Origin of the sequence: Nonomuraea sp. NPDC050383, from assembly GCF_044459125.1 — a bacterium.
GTDB lineage: Bacteria > Actinomycetota > Actinomycetes > Streptosporangiales > Streptosporangiaceae > Nonomuraea.
On record NZ_JBITIP010000008.1, the window covers coordinates 299,092 to 318,920 of the forward strand.

The 19,829-nt window shown below is 69.9% G+C and carries 23 protein-coding genes and 1 tRNA gene; 13 read left to right on the forward strand and 11 right to left on the reverse strand.

Annotated features, from left to right (window positions below; translation table 11 throughout):
* Positions 1–23 precede the first annotated feature (23 nt).
* Positions 24–668, reverse strand: a complete 645-nt coding sequence (gene phoU, locus ACIBG4_RS22195; RefSeq protein ID WP_397203394.1) for a phosphate signaling complex protein PhoU — start codon at positions 666–668, stop codon at positions 24–26.
* A gap of 132 nt (positions 669–800) precedes the next feature.
* On the opposite strand from phoU, the gene ACIBG4_RS22200 reads away from it, so the two are divergent.
* Positions 801–1,970, forward strand: a complete 1,170-nt coding sequence (locus ACIBG4_RS22200) for an ATP-binding protein (RefSeq protein WP_310707513.1) — start codon at positions 801–803, stop codon at positions 1,968–1,970.
* Positions 1,967–2,659 (forward strand): response regulator transcription factor, encoded by a 693-nt coding sequence (locus ACIBG4_RS22205; RefSeq protein ID WP_310706888.1) that lies wholly within the window; start codon positions 1,967–1,969, stop codon positions 2,657–2,659. Before ACIBG4_RS22200 ends, ACIBG4_RS22205 begins: the two co-directional genes overlap by 4 nt.
* A gap of 186 nt (positions 2,660–2,845) precedes the next feature.
* Here ACIBG4_RS22205 and ACIBG4_RS22210 read toward each other — a convergent pair whose 3' ends face one another.
* The gene (locus ACIBG4_RS22210; protein ID WP_397203395.1) at positions 2,846–3,427 is read right to left on the reverse strand and encodes a copper chaperone PCu(A)C; all 582 of its coding nucleotides are present in this window, start codon (positions 3,425–3,427) and stop codon (positions 2,846–2,848) included.
* Between the two features lie 239 nt (positions 3,428–3,666).
* Between ACIBG4_RS22210 and ACIBG4_RS22215 the strand changes: the two genes are divergently transcribed.
* The 4 genes from ACIBG4_RS22215 (at position 3,667) to ACIBG4_RS22230 (ending at position 5,486) form a co-directional block, all read left to right on the forward strand.
* Positions 3,667–4,149, forward strand: coding sequence for a CarD family transcriptional regulator (locus ACIBG4_RS22215; protein WP_043624891.1), 483 nt, complete (start codon positions 3,667–3,669; stop codon positions 4,147–4,149).
* A 17-nt stretch (positions 4,150–4,166) separates the two neighbouring features.
* Complete coding sequence (gene ispF / locus ACIBG4_RS22220) at positions 4,167–4,646, forward strand: 2-C-methyl-D-erythritol 2,4-cyclodiphosphate synthase (protein ID WP_310706886.1); 480 nt, start codon at positions 4,167–4,169, stop codon at positions 4,644–4,646.
* A 174-nt stretch (positions 4,647–4,820) separates the two neighbouring features.
* The gene (locus tag ACIBG4_RS22225; RefSeq protein ID WP_310706885.1) at positions 4,821–5,108 is read left to right on the forward strand and encodes a GlsB/YeaQ/YmgE family stress response membrane protein; all 288 of its coding nucleotides are present in this window, start codon (positions 4,821–4,823) and stop codon (positions 5,106–5,108) included.
* A 99-nt stretch (positions 5,109–5,207) separates the two neighbouring features.
* Positions 5,208–5,486 (forward strand): GlsB/YeaQ/YmgE family stress response membrane protein, encoded by a 279-nt coding sequence (locus ACIBG4_RS22230; RefSeq protein WP_310706884.1) that lies wholly within the window; start codon positions 5,208–5,210, stop codon positions 5,484–5,486.
* A gap of 130 nt (positions 5,487–5,616) precedes the next feature.
* Here the strand turns inward: ACIBG4_RS22230 and ACIBG4_RS22235 are convergent, their stop codons facing one another.
* Positions 5,617–7,095 carry a DUF2637 domain-containing protein gene (locus tag ACIBG4_RS22235; RefSeq protein WP_397203397.1) on the reverse strand — a complete coding sequence of 493 codons (1,479 nt, stop codon included), beginning with the start codon at positions 7,093–7,095 and terminating at the stop codon, positions 5,617–5,619.
* Positions 7,096–7,148: 53 nt separating this feature from the next.
* Between ACIBG4_RS22235 and ACIBG4_RS22240 the strand changes: the two genes are divergently transcribed.
* Together ACIBG4_RS22240 and cysS are read left to right on the forward strand one after the other, a co-directional pair.
* Positions 7,149–7,535 (forward strand): PPOX class F420-dependent oxidoreductase, encoded by a 387-nt coding sequence (locus ACIBG4_RS22240; RefSeq protein ID WP_310706882.1) that lies wholly within the window; start codon positions 7,149–7,151, stop codon positions 7,533–7,535.
* A gap of 43 nt (positions 7,536–7,578) precedes the next feature.
* Entirely contained in the window at positions 7,579–8,970 is a 1,392-nt protein-coding gene (cysS, locus tag ACIBG4_RS22245) for a cysteine--tRNA ligase (protein WP_397203398.1), read from the forward strand.
* A 30-nt stretch (positions 8,971–9,000) separates the two neighbouring features.
* Here cysS and ACIBG4_RS22250 read toward each other — a convergent pair whose 3' ends face one another.
* Both ACIBG4_RS22250 and ACIBG4_RS22255 read right to left on the reverse strand, forming a co-directional pair.
* Positions 9,001–9,909 carry a hypothetical protein gene (locus ACIBG4_RS22250; RefSeq protein WP_397203399.1) on the reverse strand — a complete coding sequence of 303 codons (909 nt, stop codon included), beginning with the start codon at positions 9,907–9,909 and terminating at the stop codon, positions 9,001–9,003.
* 718 nt (positions 9,910–10,627) lie between these two features.
* A complete protein-coding gene (locus ACIBG4_RS22255; RefSeq protein ID WP_397203400.1) occupies positions 10,628–10,870 on the reverse strand; it encodes a hypothetical protein in 243 nt (80 codons plus the stop codon).
* A 327-nt stretch (positions 10,871–11,197) separates the two neighbouring features.
* Between ACIBG4_RS22255 and ACIBG4_RS22260 the strand changes: the two genes are divergently transcribed.
* The 5 genes from ACIBG4_RS22260 (at position 11,198) to ACIBG4_RS22280 (ending at position 14,924) form a co-directional block, all read left to right on the forward strand.
* Positions 11,198–12,334 carry an LLM class flavin-dependent oxidoreductase gene (locus tag ACIBG4_RS22260; RefSeq protein WP_397203401.1) on the forward strand — a complete coding sequence of 379 codons (1,137 nt, stop codon included), beginning with the start codon at positions 11,198–11,200 and terminating at the stop codon, positions 12,332–12,334.
* Positions 12,331–13,008: an alpha/beta fold hydrolase gene (locus ACIBG4_RS22265; protein WP_397203402.1), complete on the forward strand. Its 678-nt coding sequence runs from the start codon at positions 12,331–12,333 to the stop codon at positions 13,006–13,008. Before ACIBG4_RS22260 ends, ACIBG4_RS22265 begins: the two co-directional genes overlap by 4 nt.
* Positions 13,009–13,024: 16 nt before the next feature.
* A complete protein-coding gene (locus ACIBG4_RS22270; RefSeq protein WP_397203403.1) occupies positions 13,025–13,708 on the forward strand; it encodes a winged helix-turn-helix transcriptional regulator in 684 nt (227 codons plus the stop codon).
* A gap of 157 nt (positions 13,709–13,865) precedes the next feature.
* Positions 13,866–14,831 (forward strand): 23S rRNA (guanosine(2251)-2'-O)-methyltransferase RlmB, encoded by a 966-nt coding sequence (rlmB, locus tag ACIBG4_RS22275; RefSeq protein ID WP_310706875.1) that lies wholly within the window; start codon positions 13,866–13,868, stop codon positions 14,829–14,831.
* A gap of 20 nt (positions 14,832–14,851) precedes the next feature.
* Positions 14,852–14,924 (forward strand) — tRNA-Thr (locus ACIBG4_RS22280).
* Between the two features lie 891 nt (positions 14,925–15,815).
* On the opposite strand, the gene ACIBG4_RS22285 is transcribed toward ACIBG4_RS22280, so the two are convergent.
* The 6 genes from ACIBG4_RS22285 to ACIBG4_RS22310 form a co-directional block, all read right to left on the reverse strand.
* Entirely contained in the window at positions 15,816–16,376 is a 561-nt protein-coding gene (locus ACIBG4_RS22285; protein WP_397203404.1) for a GNAT family N-acetyltransferase, read from the reverse strand.
* A gap of 219 nt (positions 16,377–16,595) precedes the next feature.
* The gene (locus ACIBG4_RS22290) at positions 16,596–17,189 is read right to left on the reverse strand and encodes a TetR/AcrR family transcriptional regulator (RefSeq protein WP_397203405.1); all 594 of its coding nucleotides are present in this window, start codon (positions 17,187–17,189) and stop codon (positions 16,596–16,598) included.
* A 58-nt stretch (positions 17,190–17,247) separates the two neighbouring features.
* Positions 17,248–17,607: a DoxX family protein gene (locus tag ACIBG4_RS22295; protein ID WP_397203406.1), complete on the reverse strand. Its 360-nt coding sequence runs from the start codon at positions 17,605–17,607 to the stop codon at positions 17,248–17,250.
* A 128-nt stretch (positions 17,608–17,735) separates the two neighbouring features.
* Positions 17,736–18,725 carry an NADPH:quinone reductase gene (locus ACIBG4_RS22300; protein ID WP_397203407.1) on the reverse strand — a complete coding sequence of 330 codons (990 nt, stop codon included), beginning with the start codon at positions 18,723–18,725 and terminating at the stop codon, positions 17,736–17,738.
* The gene (locus tag ACIBG4_RS22305; protein WP_397203408.1) at positions 18,722–19,192 is read right to left on the reverse strand and encodes a pyridoxamine 5'-phosphate oxidase family protein; all 471 of its coding nucleotides are present in this window, start codon (positions 19,190–19,192) and stop codon (positions 18,722–18,724) included. Before ACIBG4_RS22305 ends, ACIBG4_RS22300 begins: the two co-directional genes overlap by 4 nt.
* A 193-nt stretch (positions 19,193–19,385) precedes the next feature.
* Entirely contained in the window at positions 19,386–19,829 is a 444-nt protein-coding gene (locus ACIBG4_RS22310) for an SRPBCC family protein (RefSeq protein WP_397203409.1), read from the reverse strand.

A 19,829-nucleotide genomic window follows, 5' to 3' on the forward strand; every position in this document is an offset into this window, starting at 1 on the left:
GGCCGGCACTCCAGCGGATGGGCTCAGGCCGGACGCGAGCCCGTCACCAGGTAGACCACGGCCCCCGCGACGCGCACCGCGTGGTCGGCGTACCTCTCGTAGTAACGGCCGATGAGCGTGATGTCGATCGCCGGCTCCACGCCGTGCGCCCAGTCCTTGGCCAGGATCGTCCGGAACAACCTGCGGTGCAGCTTGTCCATGGCGTCGTCGTCCTGGTCCAGCTCCAGCGCCGCGTCGACGTCGCGGGAGGCGATGCAGCTCCCGGCCTTGGTGACCAGGTTCTCGGCGATCTGCCCCATCTCCACGATCGTGGAGCGCGCCTCGGCCGGGATGGCCGACTCGGGGTGGCGCAGCCGCGCCACCTTGGCCACGTGGACCGCCAGGTCGCCCATGCGCTCCAGGTCGGTGCCCATGCGCAGCGCGGTGATGACCATCCGGAGGTCCACCGCGACCGGTTGCTGGCGGGCCATCAGCTCGAAGATCGACGCCTCGACGTCCTCGAAGATGGCGTTCACCTCCTGGTCGCGGGAGATGACGCTCTCCGCGAGCTGGAGGTCGGAGTCCAGCAGGGCGGTCGTGGCCCGGGAGATGGCCGAGCGGACAAGCCTGGTCATCTCGACGAGCTTGTCAGTCAGGGAGTCAAGTTCCTCATGGTACGCGTCGCGCATGCCGTCACCGTATGTGCGCGTTGATGAACGAACCCCTACCGTCAGATGAACTTTCCGGGAAAGCGGTGTTCATGCCCAGGTGGAAGGTCTGTCGCCGGAAGTCGGCCGCCTACCATCGAAGGCATGAGTGAGATGGCCATGAGCTTCGCGGCCCTGGCGGGCTTCGTCGTAGGGGCCTTCGCGATCTTGTTCTATCGCAACCAGATCGAGGCGCCGCGTCGAGCCGCCGAGCCTGAGGCGCCCGACCCGGGCGCGCTGCCGCAGGGCGTGGCGTCGGTGCTGGCCGTCCTGCCCTCCTCGGCCGTCGTCCTCGACGCGCACGACCGGGTGCTGCGCGCCAGCTCCGCCGCGCGCGCGTTCGGGCTGGTCAAGGGCGACAGGCTGATGGCCGCCGAGCTGCTCGCCCTGGCCCGGCAGGTACGCAGGGACGGTGAGATCCGGGAGACCGAGATCGACGTGGCCGGCCACAAGTTCGGCCAGGAGACCACCAGCTTCGCGGTCCGTGTGGCGCCTCTCGGCTCCTACGGCCAGGTGCTGGTGCTCGCCGAGGACCAGACCGAGCGGCGCCGGGTCGAGGCCGTGCGCCGCGACTTCGTCGCCAACGTCAGCCACGAGCTCAAGACCCCCGTGGGGGCTCTGAGCCTGCTCGCCGAGACCGTCCAGGACGCCGCCGACGACCCGGTGGCGGTCACCCGGTTCGCCGGCCGCATGCAGCACGAGGCGGCCCGGCTCACCTACCTCGTCCAGGACCTCATCACGCTGAGCCGCATCCAGGGCGCCGAGCCCATCCCCACCCCCGGCCAGGTGGTCGTCGACGAGGCCGTGCACGACGCCATCGACCACTGCAACACCCGCGCCAGCGCCAAGGACATCACCCTCGTCACCGGCGGCGCCGAGGGGCTGCGCGCCTGGGGCGACGACGAGCTGCTCGTCACCGCCCTGCGCAACCTCATCGACAACGCCATCGCCTACAGCCCCGAGCACACCCGCGTGGTCGTCAGCGTCAGACCGGCCGGCGACTCGGTCGAGATCAGCGTCAGCGACCAGGGCATCGGCATCCCCGAGGAGTCGCTGGAGCGCATCTTCGAGCGCTTCTTCCGCGTCGACGCGGCCAGGTCGCGCGCGACCGGCGGCACCGGCCTCGGCCTGGCGATCGTCAAGCACGTCGCCGCCGCGCACGCCGGCGAGGTCTCGGTCTGGAGCAAGGAAGGCTCCGGCTCCACGTTCACGCTGCGGCTGCCCGCCTTCGGCGGCACGGCAGTGCCCGTACCAACCGCTAACCCCCTGGAGGCGGCCCGATGACCCGAGTACTGGTGGTGGAGGACGAGGAGTCCTTCTCCGACGCGCTGTCCTACATGCTGCGCAAGGAGGGGTTCGAGGTCTCCATCGCGGCGACCGGCCCCGAGGCGCTCGAGACGTTCGACCGCAACGGCGCCGACCTGGTGCTGCTGGACCTCATGCTGCCCGGCCTGCCCGGCACCGAGGTGTGCCGCTCGCTGCGGCAGCGCTCCAAGGTGCCGGTCATCATGCTGACGGCCAAGGACAGCGAGATCGACAAGGTCGTGGGCCTGGAGCTGGGCGCCGACGACTACGTCACCAAGCCGTTCTCCTCGCGGGAGCTCGTGGCGCGCATCCGCGCCGTCCTGCGTCGGCAGGGCGACCCCGTGGAGGAGCTGGAGACCGCGGTCCTCGCGGTCGGCCCGGTCCGCATGGACGTCGACCGGCACGTCGTCGCGGTGCGGGGCGAGCAGGTGCAGCTTCCGCTGAAGGAGTTCGAGCTGCTGGAGGTGCTGCTGCGCAACGCCGGCCGCGTGCTCACGCGCGGACAGCTCATCGACCGGGTCTGGGGCGCCGACTACGTGGGCGACACCAAGACCCTGGACGTGCACGTCAAGCGGCTGCGCGCGAAGATCGAGGCGGACCCGTCCAACCCGCGCTGCATCCTGACGGTGCGGGGGCTCGGCTACAAGTTCGACGCCACCGACTCCTGAGCGGCCACCGACTCCTGAGCGGGCGCGGGTGGCCTCGGGCCACGGCGACACGCCCGGCGGCGCGCCCACGGTCCGCGCCCGCAGTCCGCGCCCGTCATCGGGCGCATGGAAAACCCCGGCCCGCCTCGCGGCGCGGACCGGGGTCTCTCGTTGTGGAGCGTCGGCGCGGACCGGCGCCGCGGACGGTCAGTGGGCGGCTTCGCTCTCCGTGGCGGAGGGCGTCGGCGTGGGCGTGGGGGCCGCCGTGGCGCCGGGGGCCGGCGGGTAGTCCTTGAACTCGCGGCTGCGCGTGACCACAGGCACGTTCAGGGACACGAGGCCGGCGTTGGCGAAGGTGAGGTCCAGCTTGACGGTCTCGCCGCCCCTGAGGCTCTTGGAGAGGCCCTCCAGGATGAGCTGCGGCGTCGGCTTGCCGGTGTTGACGAGCTGGTTGCTGGGGAGCTGGATCGGCGTGGCCACCTTCACGTTGCCGAGCGACCCCGCGGAGACCGCCGTGAGGGTGTCGGGCGCGCCGGCGGTGTTGAGGATGTTGAGGTAGATCGGGGCGGAGCCGCGCCACGCGAGCTGGGCCCCCGAGTCGGGCCCGAGGACGAACGCCTGGGGGATCTGGATGCCACGCGAGCCGTACTTGCCCTGCTCGATGAGGACGCCTGCCTCGTTGGGTGCGTACGGTTTGGCGGTGTTGGCGCCGAATCCAGCCGAGCAGCCGGCAAGAACGGGAGCTGCCAGGAGCGCGGCGGTGGCGACAATCCAGCGACGGCTGGTCACGGGCGGGTTCTCCTTGTATCGCGCATGCATGATGGTGCAGCGCCTACCATATCGATCGATTCCATGGTCATTCCCGCGCCCCCGCAGGTCATTAGCCGTGCGGGCATATGCGATTCATACAGTTGACGGGTTGTCAACCCCTAATATGCGGCTTTGACCTGCAGTTATGGTGATTTCACTGTTCCGGGAGGCTGTGAACGCGTGGTACCCTGGAGTACAGCGGAAGGGGTACTTGTCACATGACTTTCCAGGTCGGCGACACTGTCGTCTACCCCCACCATGGGGCTGCTCGGATCGAGGCAATCACCAAGCGATCCATCAAGGGTGAGGAAAAGACCTACCTGGTGCTCAAGGTCGACAAGGGCGACCTTACCGTCCAGGTGCCAGCCGAAAACGCCGAACTCGTCGGCGTGCGTGATGTTGTAGGCCAGGAAGGCCTCGAGCGGGTTTTCGACGTCCTCCGGATGCCGCACACGGAGGAGCCGACCAACTGGTCCCGTCGCTACAAGGCCAATCTCGAGAAGCTCGCGTCGGGGGACGTGAACAAGGTCGCCGAGGTGGTCCGCGACCTGTGGCGGAGGGACCGCGAGCGCGGCCTGTCCGCCGGTGAGAAGCGCATGCTCGCCAAGGCGCGCCAGATCCTGGTGAGCGAGCTCGCGCTCGCCGAGAAGACCAACGAGGACAAGGCTGAGGCCCTGCTCGACGAGGTCCTCAACTCCTGAGCACGAGCATCCCCCGGGTGGGCGTCGGAGTCGACGTCCACCCGTTCGCATCCGGGCGCGAGCTGCACCTCGCCGGCCTGCACTGGCCGGGTCAGACGGGCCTCGCGGGCCACTCCGACGGCGACGCCGCCGCGCACGCGGCCTGCGACGCGCTGCTGTCCGCCGCCGGGCTCGGCGACCTGGGCGGCCTGTTCGGCACCGCCGACCCCCGTTGGGCGGGCGCCTCGGGCACCGTCCTGCTGGAGGAGACCGCCCGCCAGGTGCGCGCCGCCGGGTTCGAGATCGGCAACGTCGCGCTCCAGGTCATCGGCAACCGGCCCAAGCTCGCGCCACGCCGCGCCGAGGCCGAGAAGACGCTGTCGGCCGCCATCGGCGCGCCCGTGAGCGTCAGCGCCACCACCACCGACGGGCTCGGCCTCACCGGCCGGGGCGAGGGCGTCGCCGCCATCGCCACCGCGCTCGTCGTCAACCTGTCCACCTCTGAAGGCGTCTTCTGACGGGTCGCCGACCGAGCGGCGCCCCCGGCGGGCGCCGCCCCCACGCCCGCCGCGCCGACCGAGGCGACGGTCCGTCACTGGCGCGGTACGGACCGTCGCCTCTCGGCGGGGGTAGCGCGGGATTATGCCGGGTACGTCCCCTTATGGCATGTGAACGTCTCGGGGGGAGTACACATGATCGGCGCCATCGTCTCTGCCGTCGTCATCGGTGCCATCATCGGCGCGTTGGCGAGACTCATCGTTCCCGGCAAGCAGAACATGAGCATCGGGCTGACGCTCATCGTCGGCATCGTGGCCGCTCTGCTCGGCACGCTCATCGCCCAACTCGCCGGCTGGGCCGACACCAAAGGCATCGACTGGATCGAGCACATCCTTCAGTTGGTGCTCGCCATCGCCGGGGTGCTGCTGGTGTCGCGGATGAGCACCGGGAGAACACACGGACCGGGTTCTACTGGGGTCTGACCAGGGCCAACGTAATTTCTACGCATAATCGTGCGGGCCTGGGTACTGATCTCACCGTGAGAGAGTGAACGGCTCACCCTCATGGGGAGGTTTCGTATCATGACAATCCAGTCCATCCTTGGCGCGATCGTCATCGGCGCCGTCGTCGGCGCCGTCGGCCGTCTGCTGCTTCCGGGCAGGCAGGCCATCGGGTGGATCCTCACCGTCGTCGTCGGCATCGTGGCTGCCCTGCTGGGCACCCTCATCGCGCAGGTTCTGGGCGTTGAGACCACTCCGGGCATCGACTGGATCGAGCTCGTGATGCAGGTCGTCCTGGCGATCGTGGGTGTCGGTCTCGTGGCGGGACTGCGCCGCGGCAGCGGTTCGCGGAGCATCTAGGACCACGACCCCACGCCTCTGAGTGAGGCGCGGCACACGGTATATGCGGAAAGACCCGCTCGGTTCGCCGAGCGGGTCTCCGTGTTGCCATGGGGCCTCGCATTGCCCCTTGGGAGGGCCTGTGAGCCTTTCAGGGGCTCTGCGGGGCCTCTTTCGTGTCTGAGTCCTCCGGTGGGAGCGGCGTGCTGCGCATGCGGCCCGCAGGAGCGTCGTACGCCGCGGCGGGCTCCTCGTGGACGACGGGATGGGGGGCGGTGTCCACCATCGACTCGTCACGCTCCCCGGAGATCCCGCGCCGGGCGGTGGGGTCGTCGTGCGAGGCGTCCTGGCGATCCTGTGGGTCGTGGGCGTCGCCCGGATCGGCCTCTGGAGCGTCGCCTGCCGCGGTGTTCCGAGCGGCGGCCCGGGAGGCGTGCTGAGGTGCGGCCGTCTCGGGGGCGGCGGTGGAGCGGGAGCGGGCGGGGGCGGTGTCGTCGGAGAACACCTGGACGGGCTGGGTGTCGGCGTCCTTGCCCGCCGGGGTGCGGGGATGGACGAGCACGTCGGTGGGCCTCACCCGATCACCCCAGCGCACCGGACGCCGCGGAGCCTCCTCCCGAGGCGCGGCCTCCTGGGGCGCGGCCTGCACCAGAGGTGCGGCCTCCTCGGGCGCGGCCTCCTCCGCAGGTGCCTCCTCCTGCGGCGCGTCCCCCTCCTGGGAGACGGCGTGGTCCACGGCCTCCTCCCGGGGCGCGAGGTCCTGCGGAGGCACGGGCTCCGCACGAGACACCGCCTGTTCGCGGGTCGCCGTGTCCTCCCGGGGCGCGGCTTGGCTGCTGGGGACCGGGGACTCCCGGGGGGCGACCGCCTCACGCGGCGACTCCGCGGCCTCGTGCGGCGACTCCGCCGCCTCCTCCTCGGTGCGCTCGGAACGGCCGGCATCGCCGGGTCGGTCCGAGGCCGCCGGGTCGGGCGTCGGCCAGCTCGTGACGCGCTCCGAGATCGGCGGCGTCTCGGGCGCAGGGGTCGGGCCGACGACCGGCGTCGGCTCCAGCACCTGCTGCACCGGCTCGGTCAGCGGCGGCGTCTCGGAGAGGGGCGGCGGCGTGTCGGCCGCGCGGCCACGGGGGAAGGGGACGAGATCCGTGTCACCACCCTGCTCCCCGTCGTCGGCCCGGTCGCCGTCGCGTGCGGAGTCACGCGCGGAGCGGCGACCCTGGACGTGCTTGATCAGCAGCAGCCACAGCCACAGCGCCACCGCGAGCATCACCCACGGCGCCACGGCCACGCCGACGGCGGCCTGCCGTACGTCCGGCTCCAGCCGCAGCGCGGTCGAGACGTTGGTCGCGGCGGCGGCCACCAGCAGCACGACCAGGACGATCGCCGTCTGGATCCGCACGAGCAGCCGCGCCGAGCGCAGCAGCAGCAGGCTGATCAGCGCGACCGCGAGCACCGCGTCGAACGCCGCGGGATAGAGGTAGGCGAGGTCGGCCCGCGCCTCGCCGCGCAGGGCCAGCGAGCGCAGGTCGTCGAAGGAGAGCGCGCACGCGGCGCCGGTCAGCGCGGCGACCGCGACACCGGCCAGGGCGATGCCGAGGCGGCGGAGCGTAGAGGGGGGAGTCACGTCCATGGCGCTGTCGAGCCTACAGAAGAATGGCGTTCACGACTGATCGAGGAGAGACCATGGCCGAGCTTTCGGATGGCGTGCGCGAGTTGTTCGACGGACCGAACTACGCGACGGTGACCAGCCTCAACGCGGACGGATCACCGCAGAACACTGTGGTCTGGGTGCGTACGGACGGGAACGACGTGCTGTTCTCGACCGCCGCGGGACGTGTGAAGCCCCGCAACTTCGAGCGTGACCCGCGCACCAGCCTGCTCGTGATCGACCCCGCGAACCCCTTCAGGTACGCCGAGGTGCGCGGCCGGGTGACCCTGGAGGACGACCCTGAGGGCAAGCTGATCCAGGAGCTCTCGCACAAGTACTCCGGACAGCCGTGGGAGGACCAGCCGGGGGTTCGGCGCCTGATCGTCAGGGTCACTCCCGAACGCGTCATCCTGCGGGGGTGATTTATTCGGCATGTGAGCGTGGCTGAGGCGTTAGCCTTTCACCGTGAGCCTGCACTTGTACGACACCAGCACACGCGCCGTTCGAGAATTCGTTCCTCTGGAACCCGGCCGGGCGTCGATTTACCTGTGTGGCGCAACCGTGCAGGCTCCGCCGCATATCGGGCATATCCGCTCAGGTGTGAATTTCGACGTGCTGCGCCGCTGGCTGCTGCGCTCCGGGTACGAGGTGACGTTCTGCCGCAACGTCACCGACATCGACGACAAGATCATCAGGGTGTCGGCCGCGGAGGGCGTGCCCTGGTTCGTGGTGGCCGAGCGCAACCAGCGGGCGTTCACCTGGGCGTACGACACGCTCGGCTGCCTGCCCCCGACCGTCGAGCCGCGCGCGACCGGCCACGTGCCCGAGATGATCACGCTCATGGAGCGGCTGATCGAGCGCGGCCACGCCTACGCCTCCGGCGGCGACGTCTACTTCGACGTGGTCTCGTACGCCGACGAGTACGGCAAGCTCTCCAACCAGAAGCTGGAGAACATGCGGCCGGCCGCCGACACCGACGACGAGACGTCCAAGCACGACCCCCGCGACTTCGCCCTGTGGAAGGGCGCGAAGCCCGGCGAGCCCACGTGGCCGACGCCGTGGGGGCCCGGCCGTCCCGGCTGGCACCTGGAGTGCTCGGCGATGGCGACCAAGTACCTGGGGCCGACGTTCGACATCCACGGCGGCGGCCTCGACCTGACCTTCCCGCACCACGAGAACGAGATCGCCCAGTCCCAGGCGGCGGGCGACGGGTTCGCGCGCTACTGGATGCACAACGGCCTGGTCAAGATCGGCGCCGAGAAGATGAGCAAGTCGCTCGGCAACTCGCTGCTGATCCCGGAGATGGTGCAGAAGGTACGGCCGGTGGAGCTGCGCTACTACCTGGCGGCGCCGCACTACCGTTCCTCGATCGAGTACTCGGAGGAGGCGCTGCAGGAGGCGGCGGCCGCCTACCAGCGCATCGAGGGGTTCGTGACGCGGGCGGCCGAGGTCATCCACGACGTGGACGCCGACGCGCCGCTGCCGCAGGCGTTCGTGGACGCGCTCAACGACGACCTGGGCACGCCGCAGGCGCTCGCCGTCGTCCACGAGGTGGTGCGCGAGGGCAACGTGGCGCTGTCGCGCGGCGACAAGGAGGCCGTGGCCCGGCTGCTCGCCGAGACGCAGAACATGCTCGACGTCCTCGGCCTCGACCCGCGCTCGCCCCAGTGGCGCGAGGCCGGCTCCGACCTCAAGCCGGTGGTGGACGCGCTGGTGGCGGTGGCGCTGGAGCAGCGGACGGCGGCACGGGCGCGCAAGGACTACGCGGCGGCGGACGCCATCAGGGACGGACTGGCGGCGGCGGGCATCACGGTCGAGGACACCCCGCACGGCGCCCGCTGGGAACTGACCCGCTGACCGACCCCTTCGACGGCCAGGTCGTGCCGATCACCTGGCGATGGGCCCGAACACCCGTCGCTCCAGCCGTACGTACGCGCGCGCGGACAACACCCGCAGGAGCCGCCTGCCGATCCCGGCCTCCCGCAGGAGCCGGTGCCGTTCCTCCCGGGTCGCCAGTCTGGCGGCCCAGGGCAGCACCAAGGGGACGCGGTCGAAGGAGATGGTCCTGCACATCTGCCGCTCGGCCACCGCGAAGTCCTCCACGGAGACGTACCGTGAGATCAGGGGCAGCACGTCGTGGTCCAGATGGTCGATGTGCTGGTCGACCCGGTCCCTGACCGCCCGCAGCAGGGCGGCGAGCAGAGCCGCCCCCGACTCGGGATCGACGGTGAACTGGTCGGCCGCCGCCCGCAGCCCCGCCAGAATCGGCGTGAGCAGCTCACGGTTCTCCCGGTACGGCCGCATGTCGATGGCGGCTCCGGCGGACTCGGCGATGAGCGGCCACAGGAACTGCGCCGCGCAGTAGTGGTGCCGGTCCATCTCGTCGCACACCAGCGTGACGTAGTCCCGCACGGCCTCGGCCCGCCGCCGGGACATCAACGCCGGGTCCGGACGCCTCCCAGGGAGCCGGTACGACCTGCCTCCCGGGCCTTCCGACCCACCACCGGGCTCCGACGTACCCCAGGACGTCTCCCCTGCGTCGGCCACCGCTGTGGAGACGGGCGGCACGGCGGACGCGTCGACGGTGTCCGCCAGGCCGCCGATCAGCTCGGCAAGCCTGTGCAGGTCGTCGCGCAGGGACCGATGCATGAGCCGCACGACGGTGTAGTCCGCCTCATTCTCCTGCTTCGGCCCCTGCACGACCCCCACCTTGCAGCCCTTGGACACGCCGGCATGCACGCCGGCCGCCGACCGACGAGCGGGATCCACCCAGCCGCCCCGCGACCGCGCGTTCACGCGGGCATCGCAGGTGCAGCGCTGCTGTTCGACCGTGATCGGCAAGCCCTCATGCGTGCGGCGTGTGGCGTGTCCGGCGCCGTTCCTGTGCTTGTACATCATGGGTGTCCTTCCCGTTCGTCTCGTCTGCCGACTCCTCCTGCTCGGAGTGGGATGAGTGAAGATTTCGCAATATCTGGCGGGTTCCCCGCTGCTGGCGCGTGGTGATGCGCGTACGTGGGACCGACGCGATTCGATTCCGCGGCGTGAGGTGCGATTCTGCTTGCCGCGGAGCTGTGGCACTTTTCTGTCAGTGACGGCGGCCTTGACCGGAAGCCGAGCAGTTGTCAGCCCAGCAGTTGTCAGCTCTCCCGCTGACCCACAACCGCATACCCGCGGCGCCTGACGGTGCCGCGCACGTACTGCGCCATTCCCACCCATCTGTTCCGAGAAGCGAGCCCGCAGACATGACGTGAAGGGAGTGGCTCGGAAGGGGGAATCGGGCGGTCCTGATGACGCCCGACCTGACGTGGCTTCCTTCTCAAACGGTCCGTGACCTGCAGTTTGTTCCCACGACACCGACGCCGACACCTGACCCGCGCCGACCCGCGCCGACCCGCGCCGACCCGCGCCGACCCGCGCCGCGCCGCGCCGCAAGCGGGCACCGTCCCTACAGCCCGGGTAAGGGTCCCCACAGCCCAGGTAAGGACGGAAGCGCGCCCCAATGCCCGCGACCCCCTTACACGGCGATCCCATTGGCGCTCAGTGCCACGTCGATGTTCCCCCGCGTCGCGTTCGAGTACGGGCACACCAGGTGCGCCGTCCTGACGAGCTCGGCTGCCTTCGCCGGGTCCGTCACGGACGGCAGCGTGACCGCCAGCTCCACGCCGAGCCGGAAGGTGCCGTCGGCGTTCGGGATGAGCATCACCGACGAGTCCACCGCGACGTCGCCCGTCTCGACCCGCTCGCGCCGCCCGAGCATGCTCACGACGGTTGAGAAGTCAGCTGTTCGCGGTCGGGTACGCGGCCTGACTCGGGATTGGTCCCGTCGCCGTCCCCGCCCAGTCTCCTCGGGCTGGCGAAGCACCACGTCCAGCATCCCGTCGCTGGTCCTGCCGTGCCCGTTGGCGCGCCCGCCGGTGACGTTGGCCTTGGCGGTGTAGAGCGGCTCAACCATGTCAGTCCTCCGGTCCGAAGTCTTCTCTATACCTGATCGTGAACCGTACACTTCAAAATCAGGAAGTCAATCGTTTACGATCAAGTCGTCTCCGGTTCTGGAGCCGCCCCACATGAGAGCGAGGGGAAACGCATGGACGAAGCAGCACCCGAGAAGGACCCCGGTGCCGAGTTACGGATCGGCTACCTGCTGCCGACCCGTGACTGGGTCGTCATGGGCGATCGCGACCTCCCATCCCTGATCGGACAGGCGCGGCTCGCGGAGGATCGCGGGTTCGACTCCGTCTGGGCGGGTGACAGCCCGGTGACACGTCCACGTTCCGATCCGCTGCTGGTGCTGGCCGCCGCGGCGGCCCTCACCGAACGCGTCACGCTCGGCACGGCGGTCCTGCTGCCCGCCTTGCGGCATCCGGTCCTGCTGGCCCACCAGCTGGCCACGCTGGACCGCATGTCCGGGGGGCGACTGGTGGCGGGCATGGGCGCCGGTTTCCCGCACCCGAAGACGAAGGCCCAGTTCGAGGCGGTCGGCGTCGGGTTCAGAGGCCGGGTCGGCCGCATGGAGGAGTCGATCGCCGCGATGCGCCGCCTCTGGAGTGAGGAGGAGGTGTCGTTCCAGGGAACGCACTTCGCCTTCCACGACGTACGCCTCGCTCCGGAACCCGCACAACGCGGAGGTCCGCCGATCTGGCTCGCCGGAGGCGGTTCTGATGCGACCCTGCGCCGTGTGGCCAGGCTGGCGGACGGCTGGCTCCCGTACCCACCCGACCATCAGACGTACGCCGACGAATGGACCTCCATCCTGCGCAGCGCCGCGGCCCACGGCAGCGCGGAAGCCACCGGCAACCCTGGCGGTACCTGTCGAGCCGGCACAGCCGCCCGCGCCGACGGGACGAGCGGCGACCGCTCCCCGCGTCGCCGGACCGATGGCGGCATCAAGTCCTCCCGCACCACCGCTGACGAGGGCGCTCGGGGTCCGGGCCCGACGCCTGCCCTGTACGCCACGGTCTGCCTGGACGACGACCCCGAGCGGGCCCGCTCCCGCCTCCGTACCAGCATCGAGCGCTACTACAACGCCCCCTTGGAGGTCGTCGAGGGGATCCAGGCCATGTTCGCCGGAACGGCGGCGGACGCCGCCAGGTGGCTCCGGGGATACGCGGCCGCAGGGGCGCGGCACGTGGTGATCAGGCTGGCCGTGGACGACCACCGCGCGGCGCTGGAGGAGTTCGCCGCCCAGACCCTGCCCCTGCTACGAAACGGAGCACATTCATGACCACGTTCGTCCTCGTCCCCGGCGCCTGGCACGGCCCCTCGGCATGGGACCGTGTCGTCCCCCTGCTCGAAAGGGCCGGCGCCCGTACCGTGACGCCCGACCTCGCCGCCACCCCCGAGACCGGTCTGCGCGACCACGTGGAGACCGTCGTCGCCGCACTCGACGCCGTGGGAGAGCCGGTCGTGCTCGCCGGCCACAGCTACGCAGGCCTGGTCGTACGGCAGGCGGCCGACCGCAGGCCCGAACGCGTCGGGCACGTCGCCCTGATCGACGGCTGGGCCGGGCCGGACGGGGCGGGGATGTTCACCCTGGCGCCCGAGGTGTTCGTCAGCCGGATCAGGGCCGCCGCGGACGGGAACGGGCTGGTGCCCGCCCCCGCACCAGGGGCGTTCGGCATCGACGACCCCGACGACGCGGAGTGGCTGCGGCCCCGCCTGCGCCCCCACCCGCTCCGGACGTTCACCGACACCACCACCCTCACCGGAGCCGTGGACCGGATCCCCGGCACCGCCCTCTACTGCCGGCCCCGGACCATGCCCTTCGACGAGCTGGCCGAGAAGGTGGGCTACCGGACGGTCCCCGTGGACGGGCCGCACAACGTGATGCTGGCACTTCCGGAAGCCGTGGCCCGCTTCCTGCTCGACATCTCTGAGGTTCAGAATCGAGAAGCGTGAAGACTACAGTGGAGAAGTGGACCAGCGGACGTACAACCAGTACTGCGCGACGGCGCGAACCCTCGACCTCGTAGGGGAGCGATGGACCCTGCTGCTCGTGCGCGAGCTGCTGACCGGGCCCAAGCGGTTCGGCGACCTGCAGAGCAGCCTCCGCGGCCTCGGCACCGGACTGCTCGCGGCACGGCTGAAGCACCTCGAACGCGAGGGCCTGGTCCGCAAGGTCGTGCTGCCGCCGCCCGCCCGCACTCCCGCGTACGCCCTGACACGGGCGGGCACGGAGCTGGGCCCGGCGGTCATGGCGCTGGCGCGGTGGGGGATGAAGTGGGCCATGGGGGAGCGCCGGGAGGACGAGGCGTTCCGGGCCGGCTGGGCCGTGCTGGGACTGCGGGCCTGCTTCGACGCGGAGGCGGCGTCAGGCGTGCGGGCGGTGTACGAGTTCCGGATCGCCGACGAGGTGTTCTACGCGCGGGTGGACGACGGGACGATCGAGACTGTGCTGGGGGCGGCGCAGCAGCCGGACGCCGTGATCGAGATGGACGACGAGACGCTGGTGGAGCTGGCCGCGGGGGAGAGGACGCTCGCGGACGGGATCAAGGACAGGGACATACGGGTGTCGGGCGACATGAAGGCGCTGGGCCGGCTGCACTCGCTGTTCCACCTCCCACGACCGGAATCGCGGAAAGCGGTGCACCAGGCTTGACGCTGGTGACGTGAGCCGCCGCCTTGCCGGGGCGCCGGCGGGCCCGGCTGCGACAGGTTCGGGGACAGGGGCGCAGCGGCCACGCGACCAGATCGGTACCCGATTCCCAGCCCTCGGCGGGCATGAGTGGGTGGCGCCCGCCAGTACCCTTGGAGACATGGCAGCTGGTGGTAGGGCGTCGGGCAGGCCCGCGAAGAAGAAGGGCCCGTCCAAGGGCACCGGCGGGCAGGTCCGCCGGGGTCTTGAGGGCCGGGGCGCGACCCCGCCCGCCGAGATGCGCCACTGGTACAAGGACAAGGCGCGATCCGAGCGCGTCGCCCGCGAGGATCGGGGCGGTGGCGCCCGGCGTCCGGCGCAGGCGCGTCAGAGGCGTTCCGAGGACGCCCCCGAGTACATCGGCGGACGCAACCCCGTACTGGAGGCGCTGTCGGCCGGGGTGCCGGCCAACGCCCTGTACGTCGCGCAGCGCATCGACAACGACGACCGCGTCCGCGACTCCATCAAGATCGCGACCGAGCGTGGCATCGCCCTGCTGGAGTCCACCCGCGACAAGCTGGACCGTCTCACCGAGGGCGCCGTGCACCAGGGGATCGCGCTGCAGATCCCGGCCTACGACTACGCGCACCCGTCGGAGCTCGTCGACCTGGCCCACGACGCGGCCGAGCCGCCGCTGATCGTCGCCCTCGACAGTGTCACGGACCCCCGCAACCTCGGTGCCATCGCCCGCTCGGCCACCGCCTTCGGCGCACACGGGCTCCTCGTCCCCTCGCGCCGCTCGGCGGGCGTCACCGGCGGCGCCTGGAAGACCTCCGCGGGCACGCTCGCCAACCTCCGCGTCGCCCGCTCCGCCAACCTCACCGCCGCGCTCCGCGAGTACCGCGACGCCGGCCTGTTCGTGATCGGCCTGGACGGCGAGGGCCGCACCGACATCGGCGACGTCGACCTGCTGACGGAGCCCCTCGTGATCGTCGTCGGCTCGGAGGGCAAGGGTTTGTCCCGCCTGGTGCGCGAGCACTGCGACGTGGTGGCCCGCATCCCGATGCACGCGGCGGCGGAGTCTCTCAACGCGGGGGTGGCGGCCGGCGTGGCACTGTACGAAGTCGCTCGTCACAGGCGTCGCTAGGCCCTACACTGGTAGGCCGCGCCGACGTAGCTCAATCGGCAGAGCATCTGTCTTGTAAACAGAAGGTCAGGGGTTCGATTCCCCTCGTCGGCTCTGCAGCTCAAAGGCCCTTCCGGGTGATCCGGGAGGGCCTTTGTGATCTCTCTACAGCAGCGCCGTACAGCAACGGCCTCGCACCGCTCCAACGCGCTACTCCACGTGGAGCTCCGGCTCCGGCAAGCCGAATTGCCAGACACTTTCTAGCAGCACTGGTTGGGATCCTGCGATCAGGTAGGCATACCCAACCCGCGTTCGCATCGAAGGGATCAAGGCCGTGCCGGTTGCTCACTTCCGGACTCGCTGTCGGTGGCCGGGCGGTCACCATGGCAGAACGAATGCGTCGGCCCTTGCTACCGGTCGTCGCGTACCCCATTTAGGTGCGCTTACCCTGGCGAAGATCCTCCCGGGGCTGAGATAGGAGCAAGGTGGCGGATTCCATGGATCTTGCGAGTCTGGCGGACAAGCATCTGATCGGAGTGGTGGTCGCCCACTTCGTGCATGGAGTTAACGCCCCTGAGGTCATCGATGTGTGGCTTCGCTTGGAGTCGATGGTCATTGGTATCGGAGTCGCTTCCGATTGGTCGTTTGTAATCGACGGAGTGGGTGACTCGGAGGGTACGAGTGTCCGAGTCGAAAGCGTCCCACCTCAGACCGAGTGCTTCGCCGCGACGCAGGCCGAAGACGAGGGCCAGGAGGACGAGGACGCCCATTCGGTGATCGGCGACTGTACGGAGGAGCATCTTGCCTTCCTCCACGGTCAGCGTCCGGCCTTCCTCGACGGGCACGCGTGGAGGCATCGACAGCGCCGCGACGTTCCGCATGACCAAGCCCTCCCGCTCCGCCTAGCCCAGGGCCTTGCGCAGCACGGCCCGCATGTTTATGGGTAACCGCGGTTATCAGAACGTGCGGAAAGGGTGCCGAGTCAGTTGCTGGCGACTGTTCGAGTTACGGCCTGCCTGCTTGAGGTTGCCAGACCGCCGAAACAGTGCCAGTGCACAGATCGCGGACGTAGCAGTTGAGCTGGGTGCCGTCCGGATCCTGGATCTGCGTGACGTAGCGGAAACTGGACCGCTGCGCGACGGCGACAGACGCAGCGTTCTCCGGTTCCACCCTGATCACTGCCTGCGTCGCCCCTTGGGCGCCTGCATATTGGCAAGCCAGGTGGACCGCGCGGGTTGCGAGGCCACGTCCCCGCCATTTCGGGTAGAGCCCGTAGGCGATGCTCACCTGGCCTTCTGCCAAGTCCTCCGTTCCGAATCGCACGTCAATGGTGCCTACCAGGTCCGCCCGGGCGGCGACGTGGATCCCGAAGGCGCGCAATGGGCCGTTGCTGCTCCACTGCTGCATGCACCTTCGTATGTATGCCTCGGTTTCAGCTCGAGAGCTCGGCCCCCCGTTGAGCCACCGCACCAGCTGATCGTCCTCGCCAGCCAGGTGCGCATCCAGGTCATCCAGACACAGCGGGGAGAGCGTGGCAACGCCGTCCGACAGCCGCAGTTCGCTCATCTGCCAACTTGTAGTTGTCGAGAACCTCACAAGCAACCGGATATCGAAGCGTCGCCGTTCGGTCGTCTGTGCTGGGCGGCTCATCGCGTCGTGACCGTCGCTGCCATGGACCGACTTGATCGGCCCCTTGCCGCCGAACCTGATGACCCCAGCGTAGGCATGCGTGCCGGCGGTCAGGCGCAGGCAGCCCTTGGAGGTCGAGGCTGCCGCACGCCTGCGTCATGGAGGTGGCGTCGTGCCATTCCCTGCCTGGCCGGAGCCGTCCGGTACGAGTGGCAGGAGGATCTCATAGAGGTCGCGAAGCTGGTCAGCGTCGACTGGCGGAAAGACGACGGTTGCTCCGACCGCGAGCAGGTAGGGCAACAGGGCCGCCGTCCGCGCCTCCTCGTCACTGGCGACGGCTGATCGCCACACCCGCTGGAGTGCGGACAGTCTGGCCTCGTCAAGGCGGGTCTGCACGGCACGCACATCCGCGTCCCATGTCGCCCACGCCCGCAGGGCGATGTCGAGGTCCGGGCGGTAGAGTCCTGTGCCGCCAGGGCGGACGAGTTTCGTCAGTCCCGCGAGGATCGCACGGGCACCGGCCGACTCGCCGATATCGGCGATTGCGTTTTCGAGCGTTTCGACGGACAGTCGCTCGAAATGGGCCAGAAGCGCTTTCTTGTATCCCTCGGCGCCATCGAAGTGATGGTGGAACGACCCTTTCGACAGGTTGAGCCGAGCGGCGATCCGGTCGATGCGAATCCCTGCTGCGCCTTCTTCCGCGAGGACTTTCAGGCCTTCGTTCAGCCATCGGTCCCGTGCCGTGCTCATCCGGCAAACATACCATCGGGTATGGGGCGGCCGGCGCTCGCCGAGGCGCATGCGAGCTTCATGCGATGAAGCTGTGGACGCCGACCGCGACGCAGATCAGCAGCATGACGGTGGCGTTGAGGAAGAGGTTGCGGCCGAAGTCTCGTGCCGCGATGTGCATCGCGATGGCGACCATGAAGTAGAGGACGAGCGCGGCACAGGTCACGGCGCCGAGATACGGCAGCCAGATGCCCAGAATCAGTCCGGCCGCGGCGGCGAACTTCAGCGGTGGCATGATCCACCAGTGACGTCGCGGCCAGTTCACGTCTTCGAAGCACTGGGCGATGAACGGAACGGGTTTGATGCACATGACGGCGTCACCGGCCTGGATGATCGCTAGGGCGACGACCGGCCAAACCGGATCGGGGAATGCTGGCATCTCTCTCCTCGGGCGATGAATTCCCACGATGTACTGGTACCGTACCATACCGTATAGTACGGAAAGGTGATGGTGGGATTCATCGCTGTTCCTCTTCCACAACTCGGGTGCCGTGGAAACGGCCGGTTTCAGGGGAGGACGACGATGCGCCCGCGCGGGCGGTGAGGGTCGGCGCCCTCCTGGAGGAGGTGGGACCGGGCGGCCTCGGTGAGCGGCAGCCGTGTCCCGATCCGGGAGACCAGGGTGCCGCGGGCCAGGAGGTGGTTGATCGCCGTGGCCGCCGACGCGAGCTCGGTCACGGTGGCGTTGCTGATCGCGAAGCCGCGGAGGCTGGCATTGCGCGTGTAGAGCTGCCCGACGGGGAGCACGGGGGCGGCGCCGAGACCGGCCATGATGACCATTCGGCCGCCGATGGCGAGCAGGGGGACGGTCTGCTCCAGGTGGTGCCGGCCGGAGTTGTCCCAGAGCACGTCGACCCCGTCGGGAGCGAGTTTGGCGATCTCGGCGTACATGTCCGGGTCGTGGTGGTCGACGACCTCGTCGGCGCCGCACCGCCGGCACCAGTCGAAGTCGTCCCCGCGCGCGGTCGCGATGACCCGGGCCCCCGCGGCGGCGGCGAGCTGGACGGTGGCCGTGCCCACCCCGCCGCCGGCGCCGCCCACGACGATCGTCTCCCCGATCCGCAGGCCCGCCTCCTCGAACAGGCCGAGGTGCGCGGTGGCCGCGGTGTGCAGGGAGGCGACCGCGGTCTCCGGATCAACGCCGCCAGGCAGGCGGTAGAGCCGGTCGGCGGGTACGGCGGAGTACTCGGCGAAGGATCCCTGCCGGCCGTCGTGTCCCAGGCTGTTGCACCACACCAGGTCGCCGGGGGCGAACCCCGGCGCCGCCGTGACCACGCTGCCCACCAGGTCACGCCCGATGACGAACGGGTACGGCAGGCGGGTCCGGTAGGCGCCGGAGCGGACGAAGGTGTCGACGTGGTCGACGGCGAGGGCCAGCGCCTTCACCAGGACCTCCGACGGGCCGGGCTCGGGCACGGGGAGCCGGCCGATCCGGATCTCCTCCGCGGGACCGGGCCGCGTGATGTACGCCGCGGTCATGGTCCCCCGGTCGCTCATCGTTCCTCTTCCAGGTCGGCGAGGTACGTCCGCGCCCACGCCTGCCTGAGATCGTCCTCGGCGGCGCCGCCGAAGGTGTAGGCCGGAGACAGGATCGGCAGCGCGCTCTCCACGTGCACCAGGATCACGCGATGGGCGGGGTAGCCGGGACCGTTCAGGTTGAGCAGCCAGAGGTGCAGCCACTCGTACACGGGGTCGCCCGGGTCGCGGAACTCCGCGGTGCCCTTGAACCGGTAGCCCCGCCTGCGGAAGAAGTCGATCGAGTTGATCTCGATGCGTGGATCGTGTTCGAGGTTGGCGACCGTGGTCGGGGACGCGATGTCCATGAACGCGATGTGCTCGTCGTCGTACACGCGCATCGAGCCCTTGGGCGAGAGATTGGGCGAGCCGTCGGGGCACACGGTGGCCACGAAGGACAGCCGCGCGCTGTCCACGATCAGGCGCATGTCGTCGTCGATGGTCGTCATCGTCTCCCCTTCGGCAGGGCCGGGCTCCGGCCTTTTCCGGCCTTTCCGGTCCGGAGGGAGAAGGGCAACGGCGTCCAGGTGCGCGGCGCCGTGCCGTACGCGGTCTCACAGCGTTGCGGACGTGAGCCGGGCGACGCCCGATCTCGGCGTCACCCGCCTGCCGACCAGCGTACATGGGGCGTGAGCGGTGCCCTCAGGGGTGGTGGGACAACCGTTCCGTCAGGATCCGGGCGCGCGCGAGCTGGACCTTGCGCGCCTGCCCCGCGGCGAACCCCGCCAGGAGCCACGGAGCCGTCAGGTCGAGCCGGTCGCTCACCCGGGTGCCGGTGCCGTCCGGCTCAAGGTCGAAGCGGTAGGCCATGCGAATGCGTCCTGGGCTCCGCACCTCGCCGTGGACGGACAGGCCGTCGGTGTGGAGTGCCACCCTGATCGGGTTGTCGTACGTGAAGATCCGGAGGAAGCGGAAGCGCTCGACCGCTGTGTACCGGATCACGGCGGGCTCGGAGCGGTCCACATCGCTGACGGCGACCACGAGAGGGGACAGGCCGATGTAGCTCTCCGGAGTCGTGAGGTGCTCGAACACCTTCTCCGGGGCGACGCCCACGTGGAATGCGTGGGTCAGCACCCTGTTCGACAC

What these genes read in the sequence shown, in the direction of transcription:
- phoU (WP_397203394.1), bottom strand. Translation starts at nt 668, where the DNA reads ATGCGCGACGCGTACCATGAGGAACTTGACTCCCTGACTGACAAGCTC.
- ACIBG4_RS22200 (WP_310707513.1), top strand. Translation starts at nt 801, where the DNA reads ATGGCCATGAGCTTCGCGGCCCTGGCGGGCTTCGTCGTAGGGGCCTTC.
- ACIBG4_RS22205 (WP_310706888.1), top strand. Translation starts at nt 1,967, where the DNA reads ATGACCCGAGTACTGGTGGTGGAGGACGAGGAGTCCTTCTCCGACGCG.
- ACIBG4_RS22215 (WP_043624891.1), top strand. Translation starts at nt 3,667, where the DNA reads ATGACTTTCCAGGTCGGCGACACTGTCGTCTACCCCCACCATGGGGCT.
- ACIBG4_RS22225 (WP_310706885.1), top strand. Translation starts at nt 4,821, where the DNA reads ATGATCGGCGCCATCGTCTCTGCCGTCGTCATCGGTGCCATCATCGGC.
- ACIBG4_RS22230 (WP_310706884.1), top strand. Translation starts at nt 5,208, where the DNA reads ATGACAATCCAGTCCATCCTTGGCGCGATCGTCATCGGCGCCGTCGTC.
- ACIBG4_RS22235 (WP_397203397.1), bottom strand. Translation starts at nt 7,095, where the DNA reads ATGGACGTGACTCCCCCCTCTACGCTCCGCCGCCTCGGCATCGCCCTG.
- ACIBG4_RS22240 (WP_310706882.1), top strand. Translation starts at nt 7,149, where the DNA reads ATGGCCGAGCTTTCGGATGGCGTGCGCGAGTTGTTCGACGGACCGAAC.
- ACIBG4_RS22255 (WP_397203400.1), bottom strand. Translation starts at nt 10,870, where the DNA reads ATGCTCGGGCGGCGCGAGCGGGTCGAGACGGGCGACGTCGCGGTGGAC.
- ACIBG4_RS22260 (WP_397203401.1), top strand. Translation starts at nt 11,198, where the DNA reads ATGGACGAAGCAGCACCCGAGAAGGACCCCGGTGCCGAGTTACGGATC.
- ACIBG4_RS22265 (WP_397203402.1), top strand. Translation starts at nt 12,331, where the DNA reads ATGACCACGTTCGTCCTCGTCCCCGGCGCCTGGCACGGCCCCTCGGCA.
- rlmB (WP_310706875.1), top strand. Translation starts at nt 13,866, where the DNA reads ATGGCAGCTGGTGGTAGGGCGTCGGGCAGGCCCGCGAAGAAGAAGGGC.
- ACIBG4_RS22285 (WP_397203404.1), bottom strand. Translation starts at nt 16,376, where the DNA reads ATGAGCGAACTGCGGCTGTCGGACGGCGTTGCCACGCTCTCCCCGCTG.
- ACIBG4_RS22290 (WP_397203405.1), bottom strand. Translation starts at nt 17,189, where the DNA reads ATGAGCACGGCACGGGACCGATGGCTGAACGAAGGCCTGAAAGTCCTC.
- ACIBG4_RS22295 (WP_397203406.1), bottom strand. Translation starts at nt 17,607, where the DNA reads ATGCCAGCATTCCCCGATCCGGTTTGGCCGGTCGTCGCCCTAGCGATC.
- ACIBG4_RS22300 (WP_397203407.1), bottom strand. Translation starts at nt 18,725, where the DNA reads ATGAGCGACCGGGGGACCATGACCGCGGCGTACATCACGCGGCCCGGT.
- ACIBG4_RS22305 (WP_397203408.1), bottom strand. Translation starts at nt 19,192, where the DNA reads ATGACGACCATCGACGACGACATGCGCCTGATCGTGGACAGCGCGCGG.